The organism is Chitinophaga sp. CCNWYY40, from assembly GCF_037483205.1.
In the GTDB taxonomy this organism is placed as follows: Bacteria; Bacteroidota; Bacteroidia; order Chitinophagales; family Chitinophagaceae; genus Chitinophaga; species Chitinophaga ginsengisegetis.
Genome location: NZ_JBBHLF010000001.1, coordinates 93,159 through 118,194, shown reverse-complemented (window position 1 = coordinate 118,194; position 25,036 = coordinate 93,159). Strand labels below are relative to the sequence as shown.

Genomic DNA, 25,036 nt, shown 5'->3' with positions numbered 1-25,036 from the left:
ATTCCTCCGGAAGATGTGGATCTTTGAGTCCTAAAAAATATACAAATGGCTTTCTTTTCCGGGTTATGCAGCATTGCCCTCTTATTACTGGCGATTGGTTATATCTTCCAGATTCCGCTGTTACAGCAACTCCCTGCGGATGCCCGTATATCCGCCGCCGTTATGTTTCTCATGATAGGGGTTACGCATCTGCTCAAACCACGCAAGCTTACTTATATGATTGAAGGAATGATCCCGTACCCTTTATTCATGGTGCTGTTTACCGGCGCGCTGGAAATACTGCTGGGTGCAGGTTTGCTGTTTCCTGTTACACAATATTATGCCGGATGGGGATTAATAATACTCCTGGTAGCCATGTTTCCCGCCAACATCCGCGTGGCAGTACTGAACTTACCGGCGCCTGGTGGATTACCTTCAAAACCATGGTACATATGGAGCCGCTTATTATTTCAACCTGTTTATATTTTATGGATATGGTGGGCCATCAATTAATCAATAACTTTATGCCATGCTATAAAAAATTTAACCATGCGCATACATTATTTACGCAATGCCACATTGCTGATAGAATGGAATAATAAGAAAATACTGGTTGATCCCATGCTCGGCGTTAAAGACAGCCTGGACCCCGTTCCCAACGCAGCCAACAGCATCCGGAATCCCATGACCGACCTTCCGCTCGACGACGACGCTTTAAAACAATTGTTATCTTCCCTGGATGCTATACTGGTTACCCACCGGCACCGTGACCACTGGGATGTAACGGCACAGGCTATACTGCCTAAAAGTATTCCCTTGTTTTGCCAGCCGGAAGACGAAGCCGTTATCAGGGAACAGGCTTTTACGCAGGTGATTCCTGTTGTTACATCGGTTAATTGGGAAAACATAGAGATTACCCGTACAGGCGGGCAACATGGCACTGGTGAAATAGGTAAAATGATGGCACCTGTTTCCGGCTTTGTACTGAAAGAGGGGAACACTACATTATACATCGCCGGTGATACGATCTGGTGTGAGGACGTAGTGGCTGCGCTGGATACTTTCCGCCCCGGTTACGTGGTAGTAAATGCAGGCGCTGCACAATTCCTGCAGGGAGATCCTATCACCATGACTGCAGCCGACGTTATTAAAACCATCCGGCATGCCACGCAGCCGAAAGTAATAGCGGTGCATATGGGTGCTATTAATCACTGCTTCCTCAGCAGGGAAGCGCTGAGGGAAGCTGTTGCCGCTGAACAGTTGTCGGCGATTATCCCTGAACAAGGTGAATGGATTAGTCTTTCATAAAAAGGATTTCATGCGGAGCTTTTGCCCGCAAAAAAAAGGGGCTGTTACCTTCCGGTAACAGCCCTTTCTGCATAATGTAAGGAGTTTTTATACCCACTCATTAACATGTTTTGCATTACCCATGCTAACTTCACGGGCCGAAATGGTAAAGGAAATTACCATTGGATTTTTGTTTTCGTAGTCAAAAGACTCTTCAAACTTTACGAGGTACCCTTCTTTAAATTCGAGGGTTTTCAGTTTGGAATCAGTGTCTCTTTTGTAAAAAGTAATGGTACCATCTTTTCTTTCAAAGTTGTTTACCATCCACTCAAAGAGATCTGTTTTTCCGGTAGATTCTACGGTCAGCTTAATACGTCCGCCACGCGTAATGGCTGAAGGGCGACCGGTTGCATCTACTTCTTGTGTGAGATCGTAGGCGACATGCTGTACATTGTACTCGTTGCCGCCGGCTTCAAATTTGGCTTTGAATGACATGTTGGGTTAATTTTTAAGGTTACAATAAAGAAAAAATAATTAGTATTTATTTATGAATTATAAGTACCAAATATAGGATGAAAATTTTAATAGTCAAGAGTCCTAACAAATAATTATTATTCCAATATTTACCGGATTAATACCCTTCTTAAAGTTAGTGAGCGCGGCTGTTTAACAACATCATCTGCCTGCAGTTATCAAGGTCCCTGCTCTTACTTTCCAGCTTCGCATTCAGGTCGGCCACCTGCTCTTTCAAACCTGCAATATTCTGTTGTGCATTCTGTAGTTCGCGGAGCTGTTGTTTTGTTTGTTGCAACGATAAACAGTTCTGCACAATGTTATCATACAAGCCATAATGCGTTACCGCATTTTTTGGAATAGAGTTGCGCATATCCGCCAGGGATGCGGCAATCACCTGATCCATGTAATTCGCGTTCTGGTTAGGCAGGTTAATAGAATCGAGGTTATGTTTTACCTTATCCAGCTTTTGCAGGAACTCCGATTGGAACGCCTGCTCTTCCCTGAATGAAGTTAATTCTTTCCGCAGGGATGCGTTTTCCCTGGCAGGCACCTGGTAATTAAAGAATACAGCCAATACAAATAAGGCGACTGTTATGATGAAAAATAACAGGAACCAAATAAAGGAAACATTTCTTTCCTGCCTGTTTAATACTTGCATATTGCGGATCGTTTTTTTTGATGGAAATTATCTTGTTGATTTATCTGCTGAATTCCTGTTGAAACATATAGTGTTATGGCAGCCGGCTTACACGTTTTATGGTAGCCGTTATATTACTGCAGTAACCATATTAGTCTGTAAAAAACCAGCGTTTGGTTTTATGCTTCCGCAGATATTCTGCATCTTCCTGTGATTCTTCTTTTACAAAAATATTGCTGTCCTGCTTGCGTCCGATATAATCCAGCCTGCTCAGGCTTTCAAACAGTTTATTCACGGCCCTTACAAAAGGAATCATTGGTTGCAGGCACTCTCTTACATCCAGGTGTTTATATTTGATATTGGCGCAGTTGATCATGAGTGTTTCCAGTTCACCCTGACGCAGCTCACACCATTCGGATAAGTAGTTCAGCAGTTCCTCTTTACCTGCGCCGGCACGCTGATCAATCGCATTTTTCATGGTGCGGGCCAGGCCCGCAATAATTTCCAGCATTTGAGCCGGTGGTTGCTGTAATGCCAGCCACCTGAATTGTGTGATCCTGGTACCGAGAAACTGTACCATTTTTTCGGTGATATACAACACAACAAGCGCCAGGTCATTCTGCTGGTTTCTGCCATAGATCTTCTGCACAATATGCACACCGTATAATTCCATTTGTCCGAGGAACTGATCCAGTTCATGAAAGAGATCTATCAGTGCAGGATGCGCGCTAACAATACTGCAGGGCGGAATATAATCATCATCCATCTGTGGGCGGCCGTCGGTCACGCTGATGCGGCCCAGCACCATCTGGTAGCTGCCTAGCTGGCCGGAAGGCAGCTGCGACGCCGGCGCCACATACAGGCTGTATTCCGGTGTAGCATAAGGCAGTCTTGGCGGATCTTCATCCAGCAAAGGTTCTCCGCTGGGTTGCCTGTTAAAGGGATTTACCTGTATTAAGATGTAGTAGGTGTTTTCTGTGTGCTGCGGATCCCAGGTATAAGTGGCCTCCGGAAAAGTGGTGGCATACTTCAATGAATGCACGGTATGTTCAGGGATCTCAATACGGCCGCCGCCAGGGGTTACTGCACGGCACTCTGTTAGCTTGATCCTCCACTGCTGCTGGTTGTCGCTTACAAACCAGCAACGCAGCGACTCTTTATTTTCTGCTTTGGGTGGCAGCAGTCCATAATTAAGTGCATGGATACCACACGCCAATGCATCCCTGATCTGGTCCAGCAAAGCATTTTCCGTATCAATGAAATGCTGCTTTTTTATCTTCATACCATCAACCCAGTTAACGGGAAAATGCTTTAGCGGTTCTGCCATAATACTGCTTTTACTATAACATAATTCTGTTGCAAATAATCACACTGTTTTCTTTGATGCCATTCATAAACACGGCCTTATTCGGGTCCAGTGTTTTGGCGCTGCCAAACCAGCGTGGTTTCAGGTGAAAAACCCAGCCATATGGCTGCCCGGTGTGATCCACAAAATCAATCGGGGTATTGGGATAACGGTCGTTGTAGTCATTGATAAAATGATAGAACAGGTCGCCCAGGTCCATCTTGATGGGGGTACGCGCGCGGAAGTAAGTACGGCTGTTGTCAAGCGGTCCTTTTTCCATTTCCAGGCCAATGACAATCAGGTCTTTCATTTCTTCCTCATTCACTTCCGGTACATCTTTATAAACAGGATACTGCCACCACTTATGCACCTTTACCGGGATGGCCATCATCTTTTCAAAAGTTTTATAAACGAAGGTGGGCAGTACAAAGGAAAACATGCTGGTGAGCATCGGATAATAAAGAAAGGTGTCCTTATCCAGGAAGCGGTTTACCAACACAAATCCGGCGCCGCCAAATAACCAGATGGCCAGTATAAAAGCCAGTTCAGATACCAGGGTGGTTTCGTTTGCCCAGAAGCGGGTATACATAAAGTGACAATGCACTACACCTAATCCCAGGAACCATACTTCATAAAAGAGATACTGGTTCATGAGGTTCTGGTGGGTAAACAGGAAAGGAATGGAACTGATTACAGCAAATACCAGCGTCATACACACTAAATACAGCAGTGCTTTCTTCTTATAAAGACTGAAATTTTTGATGTACCTGCTGAGCAGAGCCACTATAAAGGAGCCTATAGCCAGGGCGCCGGCCAGCATGATATAAAACTTAGCGGTGTATCTCATAGTTCTGTTGGTATGTCAAGGTTTTTCGGGTTTGGGTACTAACATTTCAGGTTTTTTCAGATGGTCGTTAATAGCAAAAATGATTCCATGTAAGCCGCTGTCCGCTGTTTTTCAGAGAAAAAAATTATAACCCATAATTCCCTGCTCAGGTTGCTTGTCGGACAGGATTACTTTTTTCTCCCCGGAAGAAGGCACCAGTAAGGTATTAATTTCCACATCCGCCGGAAACAGGTAGCCATAGCAGGTTTCCAGCAGCTTCCCATAGGGTTGCCAGGGCAGGTAATCGTATATCCGTTGGCGTTTTACCGGGCCGATGCTCACCGTTACTACCGGCATATCCGTATAGCACGTTGTTCCTACCATCGCATCTACCCCAAGCATACATTCGCCCAGCGGAACACTGTTCCCTGTGCTAACCATCTGTGGCTGGCGTTGCCAGCTGATTGTTACCGTTTCCTCCAATACCTGTTCCAGGCAAAGTTTAACCAGGGTCATGTTACCTGCTATCCGGTGAACATATGGTAACAGCTTTACCAGCCTGTTCACGGCGGCATCAGGAAGCCCGGCGGGCAACTTCCAGAATTCATGAAATAACTGGTCCGTATCCTTGCCGAATACATCAAACAACAGGTGCTTTTCCCGTTGCTCCAGGTATACACGTTGCAGGAAGAACTCATTTTCCAGGGGCTGAAAAAAACGGCGCGCCTGCTGTTGCTGCTGTTGCTGCCTTTTATACCGCACCACCATTTCGGCAACAGCGTTCTGCCTGGAAGAAGGCTCCTGCTTAAATTCATGAAACATTCCCTGCGGCAGCCGGTCGTAAATACCATCGCGCGAAAGGGAAAAACTAATAAACGGCTGATAGGGCTGGCTGTCGTCCAGCTTCACCCCGGTAATATCTGTTGCAAAAGAACGGGTAAACACATTTTGCAACTGCACTACAATTTCCTCTTCCCGCACATGATTATCGAGTAATTCCCCCACCACTACCTCGGCTCTTACGTCGTATGGTAAAGCATTGACGTGGTCAATCACTTCTTCCAGCACGGCAGCCTTCTGCGCATTATTTACCATGAGGTCATATTTAGGTTTCTCTGATTCTGCTATTAGCGGTAAACCGTTAGCATAACTATCTTTCGTCTATGGTTCCGGGCTAACAACTCCAGTAACAAAAATAGCGGTTTGATTTTATTATTGTGAATATTACGGCTTAAATTTTGAACCGGGAAAAAATTTTTTCTACGGTCATTTATCTTTGGCAATTTATCTAAAAAAAACACTAAAATTGTAAAAACCTGAAAAACCGATGGCCCCCCGTAAACCCGAAAATGAACGCAAGGTAAATTCATTCAGACCCTTTGGAAAAATTGCCAGTCATGTTGACCCGATGGTACTGTGGACCTTCCTGGGCCTGTTCCTCATTAGCATTGTGCTGCTGGCTTTTCAGCTCGACGGCCGGGAAGATTGCAGTAATACAGATATAAAACTCAGTCATATTCAAAATAGTAACAGTAAAGCATATGCCGTAGGAGAAGTGATCACCTTTAATGCAGAAAGCGCTGATAAAAAAATTGCAGACTACTCCTGGGAATTCGGCGACTCCAGTGCCAGGGCCACCGGCAGACAGGTATATCACTCTTTTAACAAAGCCGGCAGCTATATGATCACCCTCACTTCCGGCAAATGCACCTGGCGTAAAGAAGTACTGGTGATCATGAATACACCTGCTGCCACCAGCAGTCAACCCGATATCTTCCCGGTTATTGATGGCCCCGCTGAAGCATTTGCAGGCCGGCCGGTTACCTTTACCAACTCTACTCCAACTGCCAAAAGCTGGACCTGGCGCCTGTTGCAGGATAATGCAGAGCCTCATGGCGGTTCTTCTGTTACCTATACTTTCTCCTCTCCCGGTGAAAGAACCCTGTCACTGATCATCAACGGCGATAGCAGCCATATGGTACTGAAACATATCACCGTATTCCCTGCAAGAGCCCCGCAGCATGAAGAGCAGCCCGAACCGGCCTTTAACCCGGTACCACTGCCTGCACCAACGCCGGAAGCACCGGTAAAGAAAGAAGAGCCACGGCCTACCATCTCCGATGATGAGTTTAAATACATGCTCACCCAGGTGACGCTGAAACAAAAAACGGCTAACGACTTCGCTCAATACCTCTGCAATAACCTCAATGCAAGAGTAGTACTCAATACCAACGACGTGGATAACTTCACGCACTTCTGCCAACGGATTTATGGAAAGAAGAAATTCAAAATAGAAAGAGTAAACCTGGCAAAAGACGAGAAAGGATGTGTAAAGGAAATTCTCATCATGTACGACCGCAAAAAAGTGCTGGGCATATTTTAAGCTGATATCATGAAAGGAAAATATTATCAATTACCCATCGACTTTTCACAGCTGCTGCAGAAAAAAGATATGCCGGCCATTTCGCTGGAAGACTCTATCGCACAGCATATCCACCTGCTCATTACTACCGTACTGGGGGAAAATAAAGATGATCCCAATTACGGCTGCCAATGGTGGGACAGCGACTTTGACATCAAAGCTTCCAATAACGAAGTAAAGGAACAGATAGAAAATGCGGTTAAAGCATCCATTACCCGGTACGAAAAACGGATTTCGCAAATAAGGGTAGTGGCCGCTGTGAACCAGGAAGAGCTGTTGCTGCCATCTACCCGTAAGATGAAAAAGAAGATCCGGGTAACCGTTTCAGGAAACGTTACCAAAAACAATCATCCGTTTCAGTACAGCAGCTTCTTTTACATCAGCCCGTTGTCGTACGATTGATTACTTGTTTATTAACCGCTCTCATGAAAGAAAAAAAAGAAAGAATAAAAGACCGCATGCTGAAAACAGCTGCACGTTTATGGGGATATCCGGATGCAGAAGTGGAAACTTCTTTTGACCCGGTAGTGCAACTCCTGCTGGAAGCCTGCGCCAGCGAGCTGGAGAAAATTTCAGGAGAAGTAGACGTTTCACATGCCCGGCTGGTAGAGCGGCTCGCACAGATCATGATGCCGGAACCAATTACCAGCAGTCAGCCTGCCTACGGCATCCTCCACGCCATTGCCACTGAACCGGTAGCCGATATTCATGCCGATCACCAGTTTTATCATCATACCAAATCAGGCACGCATAACCGCGATCTGTTCTTTGCACCGGTGACCAGTCACCGCCTGTTCCGCGGACAAGTACAATACATGGCCATTGGTAATAAGCTGTACGAAACCCGCGATCACTGGTTCAAAGAGCAGATATTACAGGGGCAGGTTTTTCCGGATATGGCCCCCAATCATTTATGGATAGGCATTTCACTGGAAGATGTACCGAACTCCTGGGAAGGCATGTCCTTCTTTTTTGACCTGCGGAATATCCATCAGCAGGAAATGTTTTATCACTATCTCCCGCTGGCAAAAGTATTCAGCGGCAACAGGGAACTGATGATAAAAGGCGGCTATCACCACAGCCGGAGCGTGGCAGAAGAAGAAACTGATAATATGATCCAGGTGGCGGTAAATAATAACTCCCGTTACAGCCAGCATATCCTGCAACGTTTCCGCCGTCACTTCCTTACCATCACGGATACGCAGCCTCCTCTTGCCTCCCGCACACCGGAAGCCCTCACCAGGATCTTTGGTCAGGATACCGCCCGCTTAAACAAAGAGGTGCACTGGTTACGCATCGAGTTTCCGGAAGCGCTGCACCATACCCTGCTGGAAGACCTGTATTGCAGCATCAACTGTTTCCCGGTCATCAACAAAAAAAATAACGAGCAGTCCATGAAACTGAATCGTTATCTGAATATCATTCCTTTGCAAACACCGGATATCTTCTTTGATATCAAACGCGTATATGATCTGGAAGGAACCGATTATTATGTGCGCAACTTCTCTACAGCCGGACAAATGCAGGAAGGGGAGCTGGTGATCCGCAGCAGTGGCATCGGGCGTTTTGATACCCGCGAAGCCAAAGAAGTGATTGCATACCTCGTGGAAGTAATCCGCGACGAAAGCTCTTTATTTGAAGAAGTAAAGAATGATTTTGTTACCAACCGCATGCGGGAACTGCATCAGCTGATTGCCTCACTGGAAGAACAGCTGCAACCCGGTAACAATAAAGGAAATATTCCTTATGTGATGGTGAAACCCAAAGAAAATGCAGAATACATCTTCCTGGAATTCTATTCTACCAACGGCACCGCCGCGAATAACATCCGCATGGGTACGCGGCTGCTGGAATATGGCAGCATCAATACCCGTCCCAACAGTATCACACTGCTGAGCAATACGCAGGGGGGAAAAGACAGGCTGAATATTGATGAGAAAATTAACCTGTACCGTTCTCATTTACTGTCGCACAACCGTGTGGTTACCCCGGAAGATATCAAGGCGCTTTGCCGTACTATTTTCGGAAGGGAAATGAAATCGGCCACTGTTGTTAAAGGGATGGCCCTGCAGCCTGGTATGAATGCGGGTTACAGCCGTACGCTTGATATCCGTATTTCATTATTCCAGCAAACCGAACGTTATCCTGCTGCCAATTTGCAATACATGAAAGAGGAATTGCTTTTACAGCTGGAAGAAAAGTCCAGTAATACTTTTCCGTTCCGGGTGTTTATTAATGAAGTGTTGATGTAAGTGCATCAGCCGGTAAAGGAAGCACAGAAATAGCGCTCCTGTTATCGCTTCTTCCGCGCAACTGTACATCTCCGCCGGTTTTCAGCAAGTCGGCGGGCACTCCTTTTTTGCCATCCGCGGCATATAACACTACGGCATTTTCAAAGCCAAGATCCACATAGATCCGGCTGCCCACCATCCAGCCTTTGCCGGAGAGGCTCGCATTTTTGCGGATGTACACGCCATTCGCCTGCAGATCGTCCAATAGCTGGATGCTTATCAGCTGGCCATCTTCAAAGGCTTTGCTGATTTTCAGCCGGGCAGCATATGTCACTATTGCCGGCCGGCTAATGGCTTGTTTACCTACAGAGATACGGATAGAATTAAAATCTTTGTCGCCCGCTTTGCTTACTGGTGCGGGCGTAGAGAAGACGGAACCGTTAGCAGAACTTTTACTGAACACATTGTATCCAAAACCCGGCAGGTATAACTCGGGACTTTCAAAAAGCTGTTTTATAGCGATGATCTTATAGATATACTGGGCTGTTTCGTTATTCAGCAGTAGCTGGTAGTAATCACTGCTCCCCTGGCGTTTTATGTTCCGGGAGATGTTACCCGAACCGGCGTTATAGGCTGCTGCGGCCAGCGTCCAGGAGTTGAGCTGCTGGTGTAATAACCGTATCAGTTTACAGGCGGCGTGTGTGGCTTTGATCAGATGATTCCTTTCGTCGTAGCCTGCGCTAACGGTTAGTCCCAGTTCAGCAGCAGTACCGGGCATGATCTGCCACACGCCTTGTGCGCCAACAGGTGAGGTGGCATTACTTAAACCGCTTTCCACAATAGGCAGGTATTTGAAATCCAGCGGTACCTGGTATTGTTGCAATATGGGTTCTATCACCGGGAAATATTGTTCCGCTTTCAACCGCAGTGCCGGCAGATAGCCCTGGTAGCGCAGGTTGCGTTTAATAACATCCATGAGGCGGTAAGAAACAAAGTCCCTTTCCATAGGCACCACCTCACCGCAGAAATCCACCTGCTGCGCCGTGGTGTAACGCGGCAACAGCAACAGCAGTATTCCTATCAGAACAACCTGTTTCTTCATTTGGTTTTTCTATTGCTTCGCCAGCATGTATTTCGGGAACACGGTTACCGGTACATACAATACCAGCTGTTGTTTTCCTTCGGTGGTTTGCAGCACAATGATCACTTCATCTTCCTTCCTGAATTGTTTGGAAGGCACTACAAATACTTCGTTGGCCTCTTCTTTTGGCGCTATGGTTTCCGGTCCTTTTTTATAGAGGATAGGCATTGCATGCAACAGGGCGGTATCTTTCTTTTCCTTGTGCAGCAGGCTGGTCTTCACTATTTCAAAGGGTACCTTTCCTTTATTGCGGATACGGAAACAGAAGTAGTTCATGTTGTTCAGTGTCATGGCCTGTGCATATCCAACGCTCACATCTTCCACTTTCACTTCATACTGGCGGTTCACTTTACGGTCTTTCCCGAAGTCTTCCGCAATTTTACCAACTGTTACGGTATCAACACTGATCAGGTGTCCGGTTTCTTCGGGCACTTCTGCCAGGGAGATTTGTCCGTCCCTTTCGCCATAGCCGGCACGGGGCGCCTGTGGCGCTGTTTCTGGTGTGGTAAACGCGCCGGTTGTTTTGGTTTTACCGGACAGCGTATACTTCAGGCGGGCCAGGTCCACTTTATCGCGGAAGGCAATAATCATGTAGTGGATATTTTCTCCTTCTCTCACTATCAGGTTGGTAGGCCGGGGAGTAGGCGTTATAGGGCGCAGAAAAACCATGTTACCATCCACGATACGGTAATCGTAGTCGGTGTTTTTCCCGTCGCCGATCTGGAAAGTGCTGATAGGCGCACCGGATGTGATCAGCGTCACAGCGCCTTTGGTGGTCAGAATACTATCTGTGCCCGTTTGGGCACTTACCGTTGACAAGGCGCCTGTGATTAACAAACAAAGCAGCAAACTGCACAGCACATGTTTCATCGTTTCAATTGGCTTTAATGCTTATGATATTTTATCTACGGGGGTTAAAGCAATCAGCTCCGGGATGGGAGGTTACTCCCAAATGCACATTTAAGCCCCAAAGCTGACCGCTGACGGCTATTTACCATCCTGTTCGTAAGTAGTATCCCAATCTGCCGCATCATCGCCTCTTTGCCCCTCCATTTTGATCAGGAAGTTCTTGGCAGGGAAATAAGGCTTCAGATGAATATCCAGGTGGATACGGTCTTTCTGTATCGGGTCCTGCTCGAAACGGCGGATATTAAAATCTTCGATCAGCTTGTCCGGTCCCGTGATGCCATCAAGAAAGCGGATGATCTGTTTCATCAGGTCCTTGCGGGTATTGGCGTTGAAATTTTCAAAGGCCCTGCGGTTCAGGAAGTCCATGAGCACTTTAGTTACAAAGTCGAACACACGTACTACCGAATAGGTTTGCAGCCCCAGGTTATCCCCGTTGAACAGTGTTTTGGCACTGAACGCCATCACTTTTCCGTATTCTTTCACCATTGGTACCAGGCCCATTTTTTCCAGGCTGGCGATTTCACTTTTCTTCAGTTCAAATTTCACCCCATCTACTTCGTTCATGCCACCGAATTTCTTACCGGCGGTCACCTGCGACATCAGGGTTTTATAGATCTTACCTGCCAGTGCGCCGGAAGGTGGTACATACAGGTGTTCCTGCTCTCCCACTTCATCAAATTTCCCGCGGCCAACCAGCCAGTTGCAGGACATGATTACATTGGAGCGATGAATTTCCCCACCGGTCAGATTCGCCAGTTCAAACATCTCCATTACATCATCCGGTGCGTCGAGATGCGCGAAATCTGTTACCAGCATGGCTTTGTTTTCATGCGCAATTTTTGCCCATTTCTCTATCACCTTGTTGGAGCCCAGGTAGCCGGGAATCACCAGCAGGCTGTAGTTGGTGCGAAGATCCAGGCGATCGTAGTTGTTCACCAGTTCGGTACTGATGGCATCAATAAACCGGGTGTTATCCAGGTCTTTGAGCTGCTCCAGTTCCACGTTGATGAAGGATATATTTTTTACCTTGTCCGACTCTGTATTTTTGAAGAAGAGGGCTACATTGCGGTACGACTGCTCCAGCTCCCGGGTAGCCTCTACTGCTTCCCCGAGATTAGTTGACAGCACCTTTTCCGCTTCTTCTGCATGAGACGTGCAGTAGTCCACCATTTCAGGCAGTTCGTTTGTTTCGGACAATACTTTTTCCCAGAGGGACAGTATCTTCTTTAATTTATCTCTTTCTGTTTTTTTGCCGGCTTCGGTCAAAAAGATATTGCGGCGCGCCTTACGATCGGGGTTCAGGTTTTGCGCACCTTCCACGGCTGCTTCCAGCAGGTCGAAGCCGCCATACTTTGCCAGGTCTTCAATACTTCCGGCAAGGTTTACTTCAGATTGCTGTGAAGACAGGCTTTCATTCTGCAGTTCCTCGTTTTTCTGTAATTCTGCCATAATCATTGAGGTTATGTTCCCGTATAGGCAACGGTTAATTATTTGGTATTAAGGTCTTTCATCATTCCACGAATAGCGTTCAGCATGGCTTTACGGGCGTCCGGATCTGCCAGGGCTGACTTCAGGATCTTATTCGTTTTCAGTTGTTTCATAATTTTCAGGTACTGTTCCTTTTCAGTGGCCAGGTCGTTCAGAAAAGCGCTTTGTGCAGTGATACCTTTTACGCCGAAATCGCCCAGGTGGTGGAACTGTAATTTTTCCGGCACAGGGCGGCCTTCTGCATCATGGAAACTTACATTCACTGCCGGTTTGAAGTGTTCAAACACACTTTCTACGGAAGTAAGCCCTTCCACTATTTCCGGTTTAACAGGTGCCTGCTGGGTTAACTTTTCAGCAAACAAGGTACGGTTGTGCGAAATTTCCGCGATGGCTTCGTTGGCGTCCAGCTTCACTTCTGTGCCGCCAATTCCGTAGTTGTCGTTCATTTGAGATAAATTTAGAATTTTGGAATCTGACAATCATCAAATTATTGTCCAGTCTAACTGATCATTTTTTATATCCAGTGTTACCGTCATATCTTTCCGGAGGCTGCCGTCGATGATCATTCTCGACAATGGCTTCCGTAATTGTCCCCGTATCACCTCCCGCAGCGGCCGTGCGCCATACTGGGGAGAATATCCCATCAGCGCCAGGTGCCGGCGGGCATCTGTTGTTACAGTAAAACTGATCTGCTGTTGCTCCAGCAGTTGCAGTAAATGCTGTAAATGAATATCGAAGATCTTTTCTACGTTGGCAGACTGGATAGGTCCGAAGGGAACAATCTCCGTGAGCCTGCCCAAAAACTCCGGCCGGAAGTGACGGGCCATTAACTCCATCAGCTGTTGCGAAGCAGGAATCACGCCTTCCTGAAAAGACCGGGTAATAGCTTCACTGCCTATGTTGGAAGTAAACAGCACCAGCGCATTGGAGAAGTCGCCTGTTTTTCCCAGCCTGTCGTGCAGCTTTCCTTCGTCCATGATCTGCAGAAAAATATCAAATACAGACGGATGCGCTTTTTCTATTTCATCAAACAACACCACGGCATAGGGCTGTTGCCGTATTTTATTTACCAGTAATCCGCCTTCCTCGTATCCCACATATCCGGGAGGGGCACCATATAACAGCGCTGCGGCGTGTTCCTCCTTGAATTCCGACATGTCGAAACGGATCATGGAGCGTTCGTCCTGGAAAAGAAAATCCGCCAGTGATTTTGCCAGCTCTGTTTTACCGGTTCCTGTTGGCCCCAGGAAAAAGAAGGAGCCTATTGGTTGCCCGGGGCGGCTCAGGCCGGAGCGGGATTCCAGGATCGCATCTGCTACTGCTTTGAGGGCATGGTCCTGCCCTACTACGCGTTTGCGCAGTTGCGCTTCCATATTGATCAGCCGTTCCCTTTCCTGCGATTGCACCTTGCCCAGGGGAATGCCTGTTATGGCAGCAATCATGGTGGCCAGATCCACCGGGGTTACTTCCTCCTGCCGGTTGGCGGCTATTGTTTCCAGCTGCTCCAGCAATTGCTGCAATGAAGATTGCAGTTCCGGAACAGATGTTATCTTATCAGGATCGGTATCTGTATGCAAACGGGATGATAACAGTACACCCAGTCTTTCTTTCATTTGGCGGTAAAACCAATGAAGATCGGCTTCCTGTAAGGATTCCTTACTATTCAGATCAGCAAATTCCTGTTGTAAAATTTGCAACAGCGGCTGGCTGGTATCTTCCATCGCTCTAACTGCGGCCATTGTGCGGTCCAGCAGGTTTACGGCGCTATCCGGCAGGCTTCTTTCCTTCAGGTAACGTTTTGACAAACGGATGGCTTCGTATATCCCTTCGGGTGAAACTTTGAGCTGGTAGAAGTTTTCATACACCGGCACCACGGCACTTACCATTCTTCCTGCCAGCGTTTCATCGGGCGCTGCCAGTGTAATCGTTTCAAAACGGTGCCGCAGGATAGCATCCGGCTCAATAAGTTTACGGAAACCTTCCGGTGTGGTGGTTCCTATCAGGATGATCTCCCCTTTACCCAGCGCTGCTTTCAGCACATTGGCCATGCCGGTACCGGATTGTTTATCCAGCAGGCTGTGAAGATTATCGATAAAGAGGATATGCCTGCCTGATTGTTTAAGTTGCTGGATGATCTGGAGGAGACGGTCTTCCAGTTCACTTTTATAGGCGGCGCCTGCTATAAATGCGCCATAGTCCAGTGCGTAAATTTCAGAGGATTGCAACTGCAGCGGTACCTGCTTCTGCACAATCGCGCGGGCCAGCCCTTCTACCATTGCGGTTTTCCCTACCCCGCCTTCACCAATGATCAGTACACTGGCGCGGTCTTTACGTGTAAGCACTTCCGTTACTGCCCTGATTTCCCCGTCGCGGCCAATTACCGGGTGAAAGGATTTCAGCAGCTGCGGATCGGTGATACGATATACATATTTCAGTGCGCCCGGCTTAATAGCGCCCGGCGCAACGGTATTAGTAGTATTGGTTTCTTTTCCTTTTTTGCCGGCGCTTATAAGCTGGTCGCGTGTGAACGGAAATGTTTTGAGTTGCTCATAGGAAAAGCCCACACCCGGTGTGCACAAAGCGATGAGCAGGCTCCACGCATCCGGTTCACTGTCGTTATCCTGCGCTATGCTGATGGCCTCATTCAACACTGCGGCTGCGGCTTCATCGGGTTCCGGTTCATCCGGAATACGCGATGCCCTGGGCATCTCATCCAGCCGCACTTCCGCCCATTCTTCCAGGTAGTATACATCGATATCCATTTGATGCAATGCAGGAGCCATACCTGTTTCCTTATGCAAACAGGCGCGCAATAAGTGCGCAGGCGTAAACTGCGGATGATGATACTCCTTTGCAATAGCTGTTGCAATTCTAATAGCAGATTGCAATGCCGGGCCGAATATGGTCAAGGTTGACAGGGTCATTTGGATGATTCCAGGTTTTTCAGAATTCAGTTAACAATTACAATTACCGGGTTGCCTCTTTTGGAAGCAAAGTAAAGATACAGCGAAAACATATACATAGAATTCATTCCGGAAAAAAATGCACTCTTTTTTTAAGCACACCGGCACCGGATATATATCTTATTCCCCGCAATAAATAAAACCCACCAAACACAATACAGTAAAGGGTTTTAAAGAACGTCAATAACCAAACAATATTATTTAATATTTTACTAATATAAATAATCATTAAAAAATAACAGCGGATATAGGGAGGATGTCTACCAATTAAATAGGAACGTGCGGTCTTTATATCTTCCGAAAAAAAATCCAGGCATACTCATCCGGAATTTTCACGACGGGGAAAATGAACGGGACGTCCAGATAGGCAGATTACTTTTCAGGTCTTCTGCCAGTTGTAACATAGACATAAAATCCAGGTAAAAATTATTCAGCATCTGCCGGTTATGTAGTGACTTATTCAGGGTCGTTTCAAAGTAATCCGTTCCATGATCAATGCCCACGTAAACACGGTTATTATAAAAAGAAATAAACAATTTCGCTGCCGTGCGTTCATGCAGCGCCACAATCCTTTCCATCAGCGCCGGCGTAAGCAACTGCTGTGCTGCCGCATCATCGGGGGCATATACCATGAATAGTTTATTAAAAGCGGCATCAGCCGGTAACACTTTCTTACCAAGATGCCAGGTTTGGATATATCCGTCGCCGGCAGCGTTATTGTTACGTGACAGCACATACACCGGCGTACTGAAGTACCGTGGAAATTGCGCGATAAAATAGCTGCCGCAAAAAACGGTATCTGGTCCTTGTCCGCGTACGGTTACAACCGGCATATGCGTCACCGTGAGATCGCAGAACTGAAAATTCATCTCCCCCAATTTACCATACACCTGGTCGTTACCGGTCATCTGGTATGCTTTCTTTTCAAACAACCCGCTTTCTGTAAATTCCTCGTAGCTGGCATGATTGAGGGGCTGGTAGTGATAGTCCGGATGGAGGAAGCTGATCAGTGGTTTTACAATCCTGTTCTTAAAATCAGGCTGGTAATCTGTTGCTTCGTTTACCCCTCCCAGTTTCATCATAAAATAGCGTGTTACATAACCGCCCAGGGTAACGAGCAGTACCAGTGCAACTATAATGAACGTTCTGTTCCCTTCATTTCCCGAAGTGGGCTGCAGGGAAAAACGCACGATAAAAAAAACAAAAATAGCAAACGGCACCAGGGAGGCGATCCACATCCGGCGTACCCAGTTGCGGCCGGTAATACGCTGCTGCTCCAGCGACTCTACTTCATCCCTGAGCTGCTGATCCAGGAAGGCATTGAATTCTTCCAGTGTTTTCATTATAATTACTGTTATCAGTTAGAGGACCAGTGTGCAGCAGTGCCACCTATGCTGTTTACCACCTCGCCTGTAAATGGCTGGCTGATGAGCGCTTTAAACGGTTGCACATTTTCCGCAGACAAAGGCAGTTTAAAAAACGACCGGCTTTGTCCCAGTTGTATATGCGCATATTCCATAGGAAATAAACGCACCCTGATAATCCGCAGTGGCAAAGTAAGTTTATAGTCCGTATAGGTGTTCACGTTATTCACAGCTTCACCTCTTTCAAGACGGCTCACCAAATCATTAATTTTCTCCGGCCGTTTCCTGATCTGTGCAAACATAAAAAGATAGGGGATCAATACGCCTACCGGCATAAACAGCAGTATAAAAAGAACGGCTGTAGGTGTTTCAGTGCTTTTACCGGCAAAGATGCTGTAGCCGATGAGCCCAAACACCAGTACCGCCAATACTTCTGCGGTAATGAGGGCGGAGATGGTCTGCTTTCTATCTTTTTCATGGATTTCCAGCAGCGTTGTTTTCAGCTCGGAGAAGTTATTCATCAGATACGGTTTTGAAAAATTATTTTGCCCGCAGTTTGCTGTAATTACTGATAGCAAGATAGAATCCTGCCAGCGCTACCAGCCCATAAGCAGCCATCAGTGCCCAGATGCTTTCACCTGTTACTTTATAGATCAGCATTTCAATTTTGGTGATACTGATACTGGCGTCGCTAATGGCGTGAAATTGTTTATAACGGTAGAAGATCAGCACGATACCCGCTATGCCGAGTAACAAGCCAACAATAACGCCACCCCAGGAAGGCGGATCATCGTCTTCTTCAGGACTGTCGGGACGCACGTCTTTACCAGGTTCATTTACATTACTCATTTGGATGATGGTTAAGGGTTATTAAATACAGGGCTGTTGTTCACATGGCTTCTCCGAGGTTAACCGAATTGAAACCGAATCACTCACGTTACGAAAATAAATGAAAAAGAGATAATTCACAAACACATTACGGCGCTGTGATCACTTCCGGGGGATACGCATAATCCTGCCAGGCCGCCTCTGCTTCTTCCGCGGTGATATCATCGTTATACACCATTACCCGGTACTTCAGCTGGTAGCGGGCATCCGGATACAGCTGCCACGGCTTCATGCGGGTGGGGGTATAATTGAACATCAGTTCGCCGCCCTCCGCATTTTCGGGCCATACACGCAGCGGTTCAGGAGAATCAAAATTATCAGGATAGTTCATGATCAGCAGTCCTGCCTTTCCCTTTGGGGTGGCACCGGATATTTTTACCCAGCGGGCGCGGGTGCTGTCGGCGTCGCGGCGCGTTTTGCCTTCGGAGGTAAGCACCTGGCTTGTTTTATCCGTAAAGTCGGCAGTGGTTCTTAACCCGAATCCGCCGCCATAGCGGTACTGCAGCAGCGTGATGCCGGTAGGAGTTGCCGGTGTAAAAGTAGAAGTAAAATCCCACAGGCGGCGGGCGCCATCATTGGTGGCGGGATACGCCTGTACCAGCCAGGTTTCATGAATGGCTGTTTTTTCGGTACCATCTTTCAGCAATGCGATATGATCCTGGCTGGCGCTGAATCCGCACCATACATTTCCGGAAAAGGTTTCCATTTTTCCGGCAAAGCGAACCTTACCTTCTTTCTTCTGCACGTTCCAGAAATCAGTTTCACGTCCTTCAAAAAGCGTATGCGTCCACGGGTTCCAGATGCCCATATGATGGCGGTGACCAGCGTTGGGGAAGATATTGGTGAGCACTACTCCATTGGGCGCCCAGAGCGGGTGGATAAATGCGTTGCGGTTATACACGGTATCTGCACCGGCAGGCGCGGGTACCGTTTTAAAATTATACTGCAGGATAGGCTGCGCGGATTGTTCCAGCAGTACGTGCCCATCCTGGCGAAGCGCTTTCATAAGGGTGCCGGCGGCGCCTTTACCTTTGCTCAGCTCATACTTTCTTTCCGTACCGGCCGCAGTGGCTCCTGTAAGGATCCAGCAGAGCTGGTCCGCCTGCCGGCTAACGGCAACGGGTATACGTTTACTGCCGGCTATTTCTTCCAGCACTACCGGACCGGTGGCAGACGAAGGAACGCCCGTATATACAATACTGTTATAACGGTTTAGTTTCCCTGCCTTTACAGTAAAGTGTGCAATTACCTGTGCATAAGTGCCGGTATAAAAGAAAACAGATAGTAACGATAACAGGTGGAATTTTTTCATATAACGCGCCGGTAGATTCCCTGAAAAATACGGTTTACTTTTTCAGTATGCAAATACCTTGCGCAGGGAAATATTAATATTGTTTGGAGACCAGTACCATATTACCCTTTAATTCAATATTTTTGAACGCTTAATCAGGATAATTATGGCCGGCCCTCACATTAATATGCTGACAACAAAACTCATTATAACCAATAAATCCGCCCTTCAACAGAAATACGGCGACACTCACCAGCAGATCCTGGATGATATAAACGCATTACAGGCATTTGATAACAACAGGCACCTGGATGCCCACATTATCTTCCTTGATGATGCGGCACAGATGCAAGCCTGCCAGTCTACCGCAGTGACACAGGCTACAGACGACGCCCAGAATAAAAAAGCGATTGATGAGTTGTACCGCTTCTTTTCACCCGGATATATCCTGTTGCTGGGCTCACAGGACATCATTCCATTTCAGCGGCTGAAGAATTTATTACCGGGAGATAATGACCCCGATACCTTTATCCCCAGCGATCTGCCCTATGCGTGCGACACGCCATATGATACGGACCCTGGTAAATTTATTTCGCCTACCCGGGTGGTAGGCCGCCTGCCGGATATTCCCGGCGTGGCAGATGCTTCTTACCTGCACACGCTCATTACCAATATTATGGCGGCAGTGCCCTCCCAACAGGGCGACTACCTCCCCTATTTTTCCATGAGCACTTTCGACTGGCAGAACTCTACCCAGAACACGCTCCAGAACATTTTTGGCAGTACCGCCAACCTGCTGATATTTCCCGGCAGCGATGAAACGCTGAATGGCACCAATTGGACCGCCGCACAGCTACAGGCAAAAACACATTTCATCAACTGCCACGGGGCAATTTATAATCCGGGGTTTTACGGACAAAAATCCACCGAGTTTCCACTGGCGCTCAGATCGGATATCCTGAAAGATAAAATCACCCACGGCACCATCGTAGCGGCAGAATGCTGCTATGGTGGCCAGTTGTTTGACCCGAAGAAAAACAGCGGTAAGCGGATCAGCATGGCCAACAGCTACCTGCTGAATCATGCCCTCGCTTTTGTAGGCAGCTCCAATATTGCCTATGGCCCGCCCACCGGGCAGGGACTGGCAGATCTGCTTACACAGTATTTTGTGATCAATGTGCTGAACGGCGCTTCTACCGGGAGAGCCCTGCTGGAGGCCAGGCAACGGTTCCTGAATGAAATGGGACCCACGCTGGACCCCTACGAACTGAAAACAGCCGCACAGTTTTACCTGCTGGGCGATCCATCCTGGCAGCCGGTGATCAACGACAAAGATCCCAGCAGCCCCGGTGATACACAACTTTTTGTGAACACCCTGCAAAACCGCCGCGATAACCTCGAAGCACGGGGTAAAATGCTGGACGACTTTATCGCCGTACCTCACCCGTCTGACGGCTCACATGCCACAGATCCCGCGCTGCACAACGCGATGCACAAGCTGTTGGACGAAAAAAACTTCGCCGAAAAAAGGGATCCGAAAGTATTTATAAACAAGAAAAATAACCCGGCGGTGAAAGAAGATGTGAGCGGTTCCATGCCATCTGTAAAATTTCACGTATTTTCGGAATCTGCCACCATTGGGGACTCACCTTCAACAAAGGTGATAGTGGTGAAAGAAAAGAATAATCAAATACTGGGGTATCGTGAATATGTCAGCAGATAACAGCAACAGGGACAAAAACAGTCCCTTTATTACACTTACCGGGCGTTTGGTGCTCCGCACATTTGGTAAACACAGTAAAAGTGAACACCTCGGCGTATTCCTGGTAACAGATCAGGGAGACTACCTGATACGCCCGTCAGGGGCAAATCCTTTTATGCCTAACCCGCTGATGCCACTGGCCGGCAAAATAATAGTAGCCACCGGCTGCATTGAAGACTATGTTTTCCTTGCTCAAACGTGGAAAGAAGAAGAGTGATCTTCATGTAACAACTCGGCACCGGTTCCCCACCTGTCGGCGTAAATAATACGACCGTTTTCCATCTTAATACCATCAGCACTGTCTTCTGCCAGTAGCAGCGGTCCATCCATATCCACATAATCCAGCAGCGGCAGCAGATGCGCCACTGCAGAGGTGCCCACGGTGCTTTCGTTCATACTGCCGGTCATTACCTTCATGCCTGAACGCTTCGCTTCCGCAATCATCCGAAGCGCCGGCGTAATGCCGCCACACTTGGTAAGCTTGATATTGATGCCGTGAAAATAGCCGTGGCATTGGGCTACATCCTGCTCTACAATACAACTTTCATCGGCAATAACCGGTAACACTACTTCATCATATACCCGTTTCATTCCCTCTTTATCTGCTACAGCCATTGGCTGTTCAATAAACTCCACGCCCAGTTCCTTTAAGGCAACCGCGTTACGCAGGGTTTCCTCTACTCCCCAGGCACAATTGGCATCCACCCGGAAAACAGCTGTGGTATGTTTTCTCAGCTCTTTGATAATGGCAATATCTTCCTTTGTGCCGAGTTTGATTTTATAGATAGGCCACGGAAATTCCTGGAGTTTCCGCACCATATTTTCAATGGTATCAATACCAATGGTGTAGTCGGTGAGTGGGTTGTGCGAAATATCCAGTCCCCATACCTCGTAGAGTTTCTGTTGCTGTTGTTTGGCGTACAGGTCCCACGCGGCGATGTCCAGCGCGCATAGTGCAAACATATTGTCTTTCAGCAGCGGATACATATCCTGCCAGAAAAGCTCAGGTGTGTGCAGGGTATAATTTTCAATAAAAGAACGGTGCTGTTCAATATCTGCCATCAGCCGTGGTACAGTCATCTCATAATAGGCATTGTCGGCGGTTTCACCCAACCCGCTCTTGCCCTCCTGTTCCAGTTTTACTACCAGCAGGGGTTGCAGATCTTTTGACTTACGGGAAATCGTAAAAGTGTGTCTGAATTTCAGTTCAAAAGGAAAAAGGGTGAGCTTCATTTTACTAACGGGTTCTTTCTGTGAAAATACAACGCATTTATGATATTGTTAACTGCGCCCGGTCATCTGTCGGCAAGGTTCCGCGGGATGCGGTAACGCCAGTAATACGATGCTACTGCGGGAATATTGATCCTTTCCGCATCAGGATGCCGGTTGCTTTCCGGGGCTTCCGCAGCTAACAGGTCCTGTACCTGGAAGATGCGCCACATGGCGGGAGCCGCCATATGCCGGCTGATAATTTCGCGGATCAGTTCCGGCGTGGCGGTAGCAGGAGCTGGTCCGGTATGTTGCAGTTGTTGCTGATAGTATTTCCGGGAGACAGATGCGTTTTCCTTCCACCACCCTCTCAGGGTGCTCATGTCGTGCGTGGAAGGGGTTAAAACAGACAGGTAGGGCGCCTTTGATATGTCTGCGAAGAGGGCATCTCCTGATTTGGGCATGCGTTCAATTTCCAGGCTTAAAATGCCCTGTGCCTGCATCACGCCGGGCACGCAGGTAGGCACCATGCCGAGATCTTCTCCGCAGATGAGCATATGCGTGGCCCTTTTTATCAGGGGGAGCTTATCTAGCGCTTCTCTTCGCCAGCAGCTTTCCTGCCGCAGGTAGAAGTAGTTGTGGTACAATGCAGACAGCGCCTCCCGACTATTGGCATCCAATGCAGCAAACGACCTGGTGGCGGCCATATCATAACGGGGATGGTACAACGCTTTGCCGGCGTCAGTTACTTTTATAAGCAACACATCGGCTATCAGGGTATAGAGGATTGTTTTTATTGCTTCCGGCAATGCTGATTCCGCCACTTTTCGTTGCGTGCTGTATGCCGGCAATAGCTGGTAGCGCCCATCCGGCAAGGGATGCATCAGCTGTTCTTTCATCATGCCTGCGTAGTTGCCAAATAATTCCCCGAGGATGGCGTCTGTTATATAAGGCAGGCAGTACCTGCTTTCGTCAAAGTGAATGCCGCGGCCGTGTATTTCCTCCGGGGTAACGGGAACGGCTGGATGAAAATATCCCAGGATTCCCTGTATCGCTTCCCGCGGAATCTGCCAGATGCGGAAGAATCCGAGGATGTGGTCAATGCGGAATGCATCAAAGTAAACAGACATATGGCGGAGCCGCTGCTGCCACCACTGCAACCCGTTTTCCATCATGCGTTTCCAGTTATAGGTGGGAAATCCCCAGTTCTGGCCTTCGCTGGTAAAGCTGTCTGGTGGCGCGCCTGCCTGCATATCCAGGTGGTAATGATCCGGGTTCATCCAGGTATCCACGCTGTGACGTGCCACTCCAATGGGGATATCCCCTTTCAGCACTACGTTGTAGCTGTGTACCGCGGTGCTGGCGGCAACCAGTTGCCGGTGCAGGTGATACTGTACAAAGAAGTGATACTGCACGACCGCTGCAGCATTTTTATCTATCGCTGCCAGATATTTTACAGCCGTATAGTCATATACGTTATACTCCGGCCACAGCGTAAAATCGCCGGTTCCATAGCGATCGCGCAGGAAGCAATACACGGCATAAGGCAGCAACCAATGTTCATTGGCACCCAGCCATTGCCGGTATTCAGGTGTTTGCAGCCGGTTGCCTTCCACTTCAAACAGCGCCCGCAGATAGGCCAGTTTAAACGACATCACTTCTTCATAATCCACGGTTTCCTTTTCGTTGAGCCATTGCCGTAGCCGGTCGAATTGCCGTTGCAACGGATGTTGTGCGGGCAGGCTGCCTACGTCCTGTAAGCGGATATATTGCGGATGCAGCGCAAAGGAAGAAATGGCGGCATATGGATAGGAATCTTTCCAGGTACCGGTTTGTATAGTATCATTTACCGGTAGCAGCTGTATCAGTTGCAGTCCTTTACGCTGCGCCCATTGCGCAAGGGCGGGCAGGTCTGCAAATTCACCGGTACCAAATCCTTCCGGGCTGCGCAGGCTGAACACGGGTACGGCCACACCGGCGCCTTTCCAGTGGGTATGCACAACGCGCAAAAATCCATCGTGTAAAATTACCTGCCGCCCTGCTACGGCAGTGGTGTGTAATTCGCGGTTGCTGCCGGTTTCATACTGAACAAATTGTTGCAGCTCCAGGTCGTAGATGCCGTATTTATAATACACAGGCGCCGTTACGCCGGAAAGGTCCAGCGCTATAGAAAACCAGCCCTGTTCATCGTATTGCAGCAGCAGGGGGTTACCGGTGTTCCAGTTACCCATCAACTGATCACTACCCAGCAAACAAACGGTTTTACCGGCAGTTAACAGGGGGGCCTGTACGCGGAATATATGCGTGGCTGTTAGTACAGCAGTAATCGCAGCGGCAGGTCTTTTATAAAAAACACGTGAAAAGGGAGCCGTTAACCAGGCATTCTCCGGGCGATAAGCATCATTCCAGCTATCTATGAAAACAATATCGGGATGTTCTCCGGGGATGAAAACAAATTCGCGCACAGCGCCTTCATATACTGCTTCTTCCCCTTCTTTTAACAGGTACTGGTATCGCAGGGTAAAAGTACCACCGGGTGTCAGCTGGATATCCGTATACCACCATTCTTCATTTCCCCATTGCATACGGCGGGCATGCAGGGGAACTTCATTACCCAACGCAGGTAAATTACCAAGCAGGTATAAATCCTGCCCGTAATAAGTATGATAACGGAGATAAAAACGTACACTATAACTCATCTGGTCCCGGCTAAGCCGGAACAAAGTAGGAAAAAAACAGACTGATTACGCTGATTCAGGGATTTGATTAAAAAAGATT

General features: G+C 47.9%; 23 protein-coding genes. 7 read left to right on the top strand and 16 right to left on the bottom strand.

Annotated elements, in window-relative coordinates:
- The first annotated feature begins 45 nt into the window (after positions 1-45).
- Both V7S65_RS00480 and V7S65_RS00475 read left to right on the top strand, forming a co-directional pair.
- Complete coding sequence (locus V7S65_RS00480; protein ID WP_336386574.1) at positions 46-492, top strand: DoxX family protein; 447 nt, start codon at positions 46-48, stop codon at positions 490-492.
- 36 nt (positions 493-528) lie between these two features.
- Complete coding sequence (locus tag V7S65_RS00475; RefSeq protein WP_079468770.1) at positions 529-1,287, top strand: MBL fold metallo-hydrolase; 759 nt, start codon at positions 529-531, stop codon at positions 1,285-1,287.
- A gap of 87 nt (positions 1,288-1,374) precedes the next feature.
- Here V7S65_RS00475 and tssD read toward each other — a convergent pair whose 3' ends face one another.
- From tssD to V7S65_RS00450, 5 genes are all read right to left on the bottom strand, one after another.
- Complete coding sequence (tssD, locus tag V7S65_RS00470; protein ID WP_079468771.1) at positions 1,375-1,761, bottom strand: type VI secretion system tube protein TssD; 387 nt, start codon at positions 1,759-1,761, stop codon at positions 1,375-1,377.
- Positions 1,762-1,915: 154 nt separating this feature from the next.
- On the bottom strand, positions 1,916-2,440 hold the full coding sequence (gene tssO, locus V7S65_RS00465; RefSeq protein WP_079468772.1) for a type VI secretion system TssO: 525 nt from the start codon (positions 2,438-2,440) through the stop codon (positions 1,916-1,918).
- Between the two features lie 130 nt (positions 2,441-2,570).
- A complete protein-coding gene (locus V7S65_RS00460; protein ID WP_079468773.1) occupies positions 2,571-3,746 on the bottom strand; it encodes a hypothetical protein in 1,176 nt (391 codons plus the stop codon).
- 13 nt (positions 3,747-3,759) lie between these two features.
- Positions 3,760-4,611 carry a TssN family type VI secretion system protein gene (locus tag V7S65_RS00455; RefSeq protein WP_336386575.1) on the bottom strand — a complete coding sequence of 284 codons (852 nt, stop codon included), beginning with the start codon at positions 4,609-4,611 and terminating at the stop codon, positions 3,760-3,762.
- 111 nt (positions 4,612-4,722) lie between these two features.
- Positions 4,723-5,685, bottom strand: a complete 963-nt coding sequence (locus tag V7S65_RS00450) for a type VI secretion system baseplate subunit TssG (RefSeq protein ID WP_079468775.1) — start codon at positions 5,683-5,685, stop codon at positions 4,723-4,725.
- Between the two features lie 232 nt (positions 5,686-5,917).
- Between V7S65_RS00450 and V7S65_RS00445 the strand changes: the two genes are divergently transcribed.
- The 3 genes from V7S65_RS00445 to V7S65_RS00435 are packed head-to-tail and all read left to right on the top strand — an operon-like array spanning position 5,918 to position 9,264.
- The gene (locus V7S65_RS00445; RefSeq protein WP_079468776.1) at positions 5,918-6,973 is read left to right on the top strand and encodes a PKD domain-containing protein; all 1,056 of its coding nucleotides are present in this window, start codon (positions 5,918-5,920) and stop codon (positions 6,971-6,973) included.
- A 9-nt stretch (positions 6,974-6,982) separates the two neighbouring features.
- The gene (locus tag V7S65_RS00440; RefSeq protein ID WP_079468777.1) at positions 6,983-7,414 is read left to right on the top strand and encodes a GPW/gp25 family protein; all 432 of its coding nucleotides are present in this window, start codon (positions 6,983-6,985) and stop codon (positions 7,412-7,414) included.
- 23 nt (positions 7,415-7,437) lie between these two features.
- Entirely contained in the window at positions 7,438-9,264 is a 1,827-nt protein-coding gene (locus V7S65_RS00435; protein WP_336386576.1) for a hypothetical protein, read from the top strand.
- On the opposite strand, the gene V7S65_RS00430 is transcribed toward V7S65_RS00435, so the two are convergent.
- The 9 genes from V7S65_RS00430 to V7S65_RS00390 form a co-directional block, all read right to left on the bottom strand.
- Positions 9,245-10,345, bottom strand: coding sequence for a lytic transglycosylase domain-containing protein (locus tag V7S65_RS00430; protein ID WP_336386577.1), 1,101 nt, complete (start codon positions 10,343-10,345; stop codon positions 9,245-9,247). The genes V7S65_RS00435 and V7S65_RS00430 overlap by 20 nt on opposite strands.
- Before the next feature lie 9 nt (positions 10,346-10,354).
- Positions 10,355-11,254: a hypothetical protein gene (locus V7S65_RS00425; protein ID WP_079468780.1), complete on the bottom strand. Its 900-nt coding sequence runs from the start codon at positions 11,252-11,254 to the stop codon at positions 10,355-10,357.
- A gap of 117 nt (positions 11,255-11,371) precedes the next feature.
- A complete protein-coding gene (locus V7S65_RS00420; protein ID WP_079470003.1) occupies positions 11,372-12,742 on the bottom strand; it encodes a DUF5458 family protein in 1,371 nt (456 codons plus the stop codon).
- Positions 12,743-12,780: 38 nt separating this feature from the next.
- Positions 12,781-13,227 carry a hypothetical protein gene (locus tag V7S65_RS00415; RefSeq protein ID WP_079468781.1) on the bottom strand — a complete coding sequence of 149 codons (447 nt, stop codon included), beginning with the start codon at positions 13,225-13,227 and terminating at the stop codon, positions 12,781-12,783.
- A 36-nt stretch (positions 13,228-13,263) separates the two neighbouring features.
- Positions 13,264-15,705: an ATP-dependent Clp protease ATP-binding subunit gene (locus V7S65_RS00410; RefSeq protein ID WP_336386578.1), complete on the bottom strand. Its 2,442-nt coding sequence runs from the start codon at positions 15,703-15,705 to the stop codon at positions 13,264-13,266.
- Between the two features lie 371 nt (positions 15,706-16,076).
- Positions 16,077-17,087, bottom strand: a complete 1,011-nt coding sequence (locus tag V7S65_RS00405; protein ID WP_336386579.1) for a DUF3137 domain-containing protein — start codon at positions 17,085-17,087, stop codon at positions 16,077-16,079.
- Positions 17,088-17,101: 14 nt separating this feature from the next.
- Positions 17,102-17,629, bottom strand: a complete 528-nt coding sequence (locus V7S65_RS00400; protein WP_336386580.1) for a hypothetical protein — start codon at positions 17,627-17,629, stop codon at positions 17,102-17,104.
- A 19-nt stretch (positions 17,630-17,648) separates the two neighbouring features.
- Entirely contained in the window at positions 17,649-17,957 is a 309-nt protein-coding gene (locus V7S65_RS00395) for a hypothetical protein (RefSeq protein WP_079468785.1), read from the bottom strand.
- A gap of 127 nt (positions 17,958-18,084) precedes the next feature.
- A complete protein-coding gene (locus tag V7S65_RS00390; RefSeq protein ID WP_336386581.1) occupies positions 18,085-19,308 on the bottom strand; it encodes a DUF6807 domain-containing protein in 1,224 nt (407 codons plus the stop codon).
- A gap of 166 nt (positions 19,309-19,474) precedes the next feature.
- Between V7S65_RS00390 and V7S65_RS00385 the strand changes: the two genes are divergently transcribed.
- Both V7S65_RS00385 and V7S65_RS00380 read left to right on the top strand, forming a co-directional pair.
- Positions 19,475-21,010, top strand: coding sequence for a C25 family cysteine peptidase (locus V7S65_RS00385; RefSeq protein WP_339544933.1), 1,536 nt, complete (start codon positions 19,475-19,477; stop codon positions 21,008-21,010).
- Positions 20,991-21,266, top strand: a complete 276-nt coding sequence (locus tag V7S65_RS00380) for a hypothetical protein (RefSeq protein ID WP_133256249.1) — start codon at positions 20,991-20,993, stop codon at positions 21,264-21,266. The genes V7S65_RS00385 and V7S65_RS00380 overlap by 20 nt, the downstream gene beginning before the upstream one ends.
- Here V7S65_RS00380 and V7S65_RS00375 read toward each other — a convergent pair.
- Positions 21,242-22,282: a dipeptide epimerase gene (locus V7S65_RS00375; protein WP_336386583.1), complete on the bottom strand. Its 1,041-nt coding sequence runs from the start codon at positions 22,280-22,282 to the stop codon at positions 21,242-21,244. The two genes, V7S65_RS00380 and V7S65_RS00375, sit on opposite strands and share 25 nt — an antisense overlap.
- A 62-nt stretch (positions 22,283-22,344) precedes the next feature.
- Positions 22,345-24,957, bottom strand: coding sequence for a 4-alpha-glucanotransferase (locus V7S65_RS00370; RefSeq protein WP_336386584.1), 2,613 nt, complete (start codon positions 24,955-24,957; stop codon positions 22,345-22,347).
- Between the last annotated feature and the right edge of the window lie 79 nt (positions 24,958-25,036).

Bases quoted from the DNA above. Each gene is read 5' to 3' on its own strand.
- V7S65_RS00370 (WP_336386584.1), bottom strand. From the start codon at position 24,957: ATGAGTTATAGTGTACGTTTTTATCTCCGTTATCATACTTATTACGGG.
- V7S65_RS00460 (WP_079468773.1), bottom strand. From the start codon at position 3,746: ATGGCAGAACCGCTAAAGCATTTTCCCGTTAACTGGGTTGATGGTATG.
- V7S65_RS00445 (WP_079468776.1), top strand. From the start codon at position 5,918: ATGGCCCCCCGTAAACCCGAAAATGAACGCAAGGTAAATTCATTCAGA.
- V7S65_RS00440 (WP_079468777.1), top strand. From the start codon at position 6,983: ATGAAAGGAAAATATTATCAATTACCCATCGACTTTTCACAGCTGCTG.
- tssD (WP_079468771.1), bottom strand. From the start codon at position 1,761: ATGTCATTCAAAGCCAAATTTGAAGCCGGCGGCAACGAGTACAATGTA.
- V7S65_RS00435 (WP_336386576.1), top strand. From the start codon at position 7,438: ATGAAAGAAAAAAAAGAAAGAATAAAAGACCGCATGCTGAAAACAGCT.
- tssO (WP_079468772.1), bottom strand. From the start codon at position 2,440: ATGCAAGTATTAAACAGGCAGGAAAGAAATGTTTCCTTTATTTGGTTC.
- V7S65_RS00450 (WP_079468775.1), bottom strand. From the start codon at position 5,685: ATGGTAAATAATGCGCAGAAGGCTGCCGTGCTGGAAGAAGTGATTGAC.
- V7S65_RS00455 (WP_336386575.1), bottom strand. From the start codon at position 4,611: ATGAGATACACCGCTAAGTTTTATATCATGCTGGCCGGCGCCCTGGCT.
- V7S65_RS00375 (WP_336386583.1), bottom strand. From the start codon at position 22,282: ATGAAGCTCACCCTTTTTCCTTTTGAACTGAAATTCAGACACACTTTT.
- V7S65_RS00425 (WP_079468780.1), bottom strand. From the start codon at position 11,254: ATGAAACATGTGCTGTGCAGTTTGCTGCTTTGTTTGTTAATCACAGGC.
- V7S65_RS00405 (WP_336386579.1), bottom strand. From the start codon at position 17,087: ATGAAAACACTGGAAGAATTCAATGCCTTCCTGGATCAGCAGCTCAGG.
- V7S65_RS00395 (WP_079468785.1), bottom strand. From the start codon at position 17,957: ATGAGTAATGTAAATGAACCTGGTAAAGACGTGCGTCCCGACAGTCCT.
- V7S65_RS00430 (WP_336386577.1), bottom strand. From the start codon at position 10,345: ATGAAGAAACAGGTTGTTCTGATAGGAATACTGCTGTTGCTGTTGCCG.
- V7S65_RS00420 (WP_079470003.1), bottom strand. From the start codon at position 12,742: ATGGCAGAATTACAGAAAAACGAGGAACTGCAGAATGAAAGCCTGTCT.
- V7S65_RS00410 (WP_336386578.1), bottom strand. From the start codon at position 15,705: ATGACCCTGTCAACCTTGACCATATTCGGCCCGGCATTGCAATCTGCT.
- V7S65_RS00400 (WP_336386580.1), bottom strand. From the start codon at position 17,629: ATGAATAACTTCTCCGAGCTGAAAACAACGCTGCTGGAAATCCATGAA.
- V7S65_RS00390 (WP_336386581.1), bottom strand. From the start codon at position 19,308: ATGAAAAAATTCCACCTGTTATCGTTACTATCTGTTTTCTTTTATACC.
- V7S65_RS00415 (WP_079468781.1), bottom strand. From the start codon at position 13,227: ATGAACGACAACTACGGAATTGGCGGCACAGAAGTGAAGCTGGACGCC.
- V7S65_RS00475 (WP_079468770.1), top strand. From the start codon at position 529: ATGCGCATACATTATTTACGCAATGCCACATTGCTGATAGAATGGAAT.
- V7S65_RS00480 (WP_336386574.1), top strand. From the start codon at position 46: ATGGCTTTCTTTTCCGGGTTATGCAGCATTGCCCTCTTATTACTGGCG.
- V7S65_RS00385 (WP_339544933.1), top strand. From the start codon at position 19,475: ATGCTGACAACAAAACTCATTATAACCAATAAATCCGCCCTTCAACAG.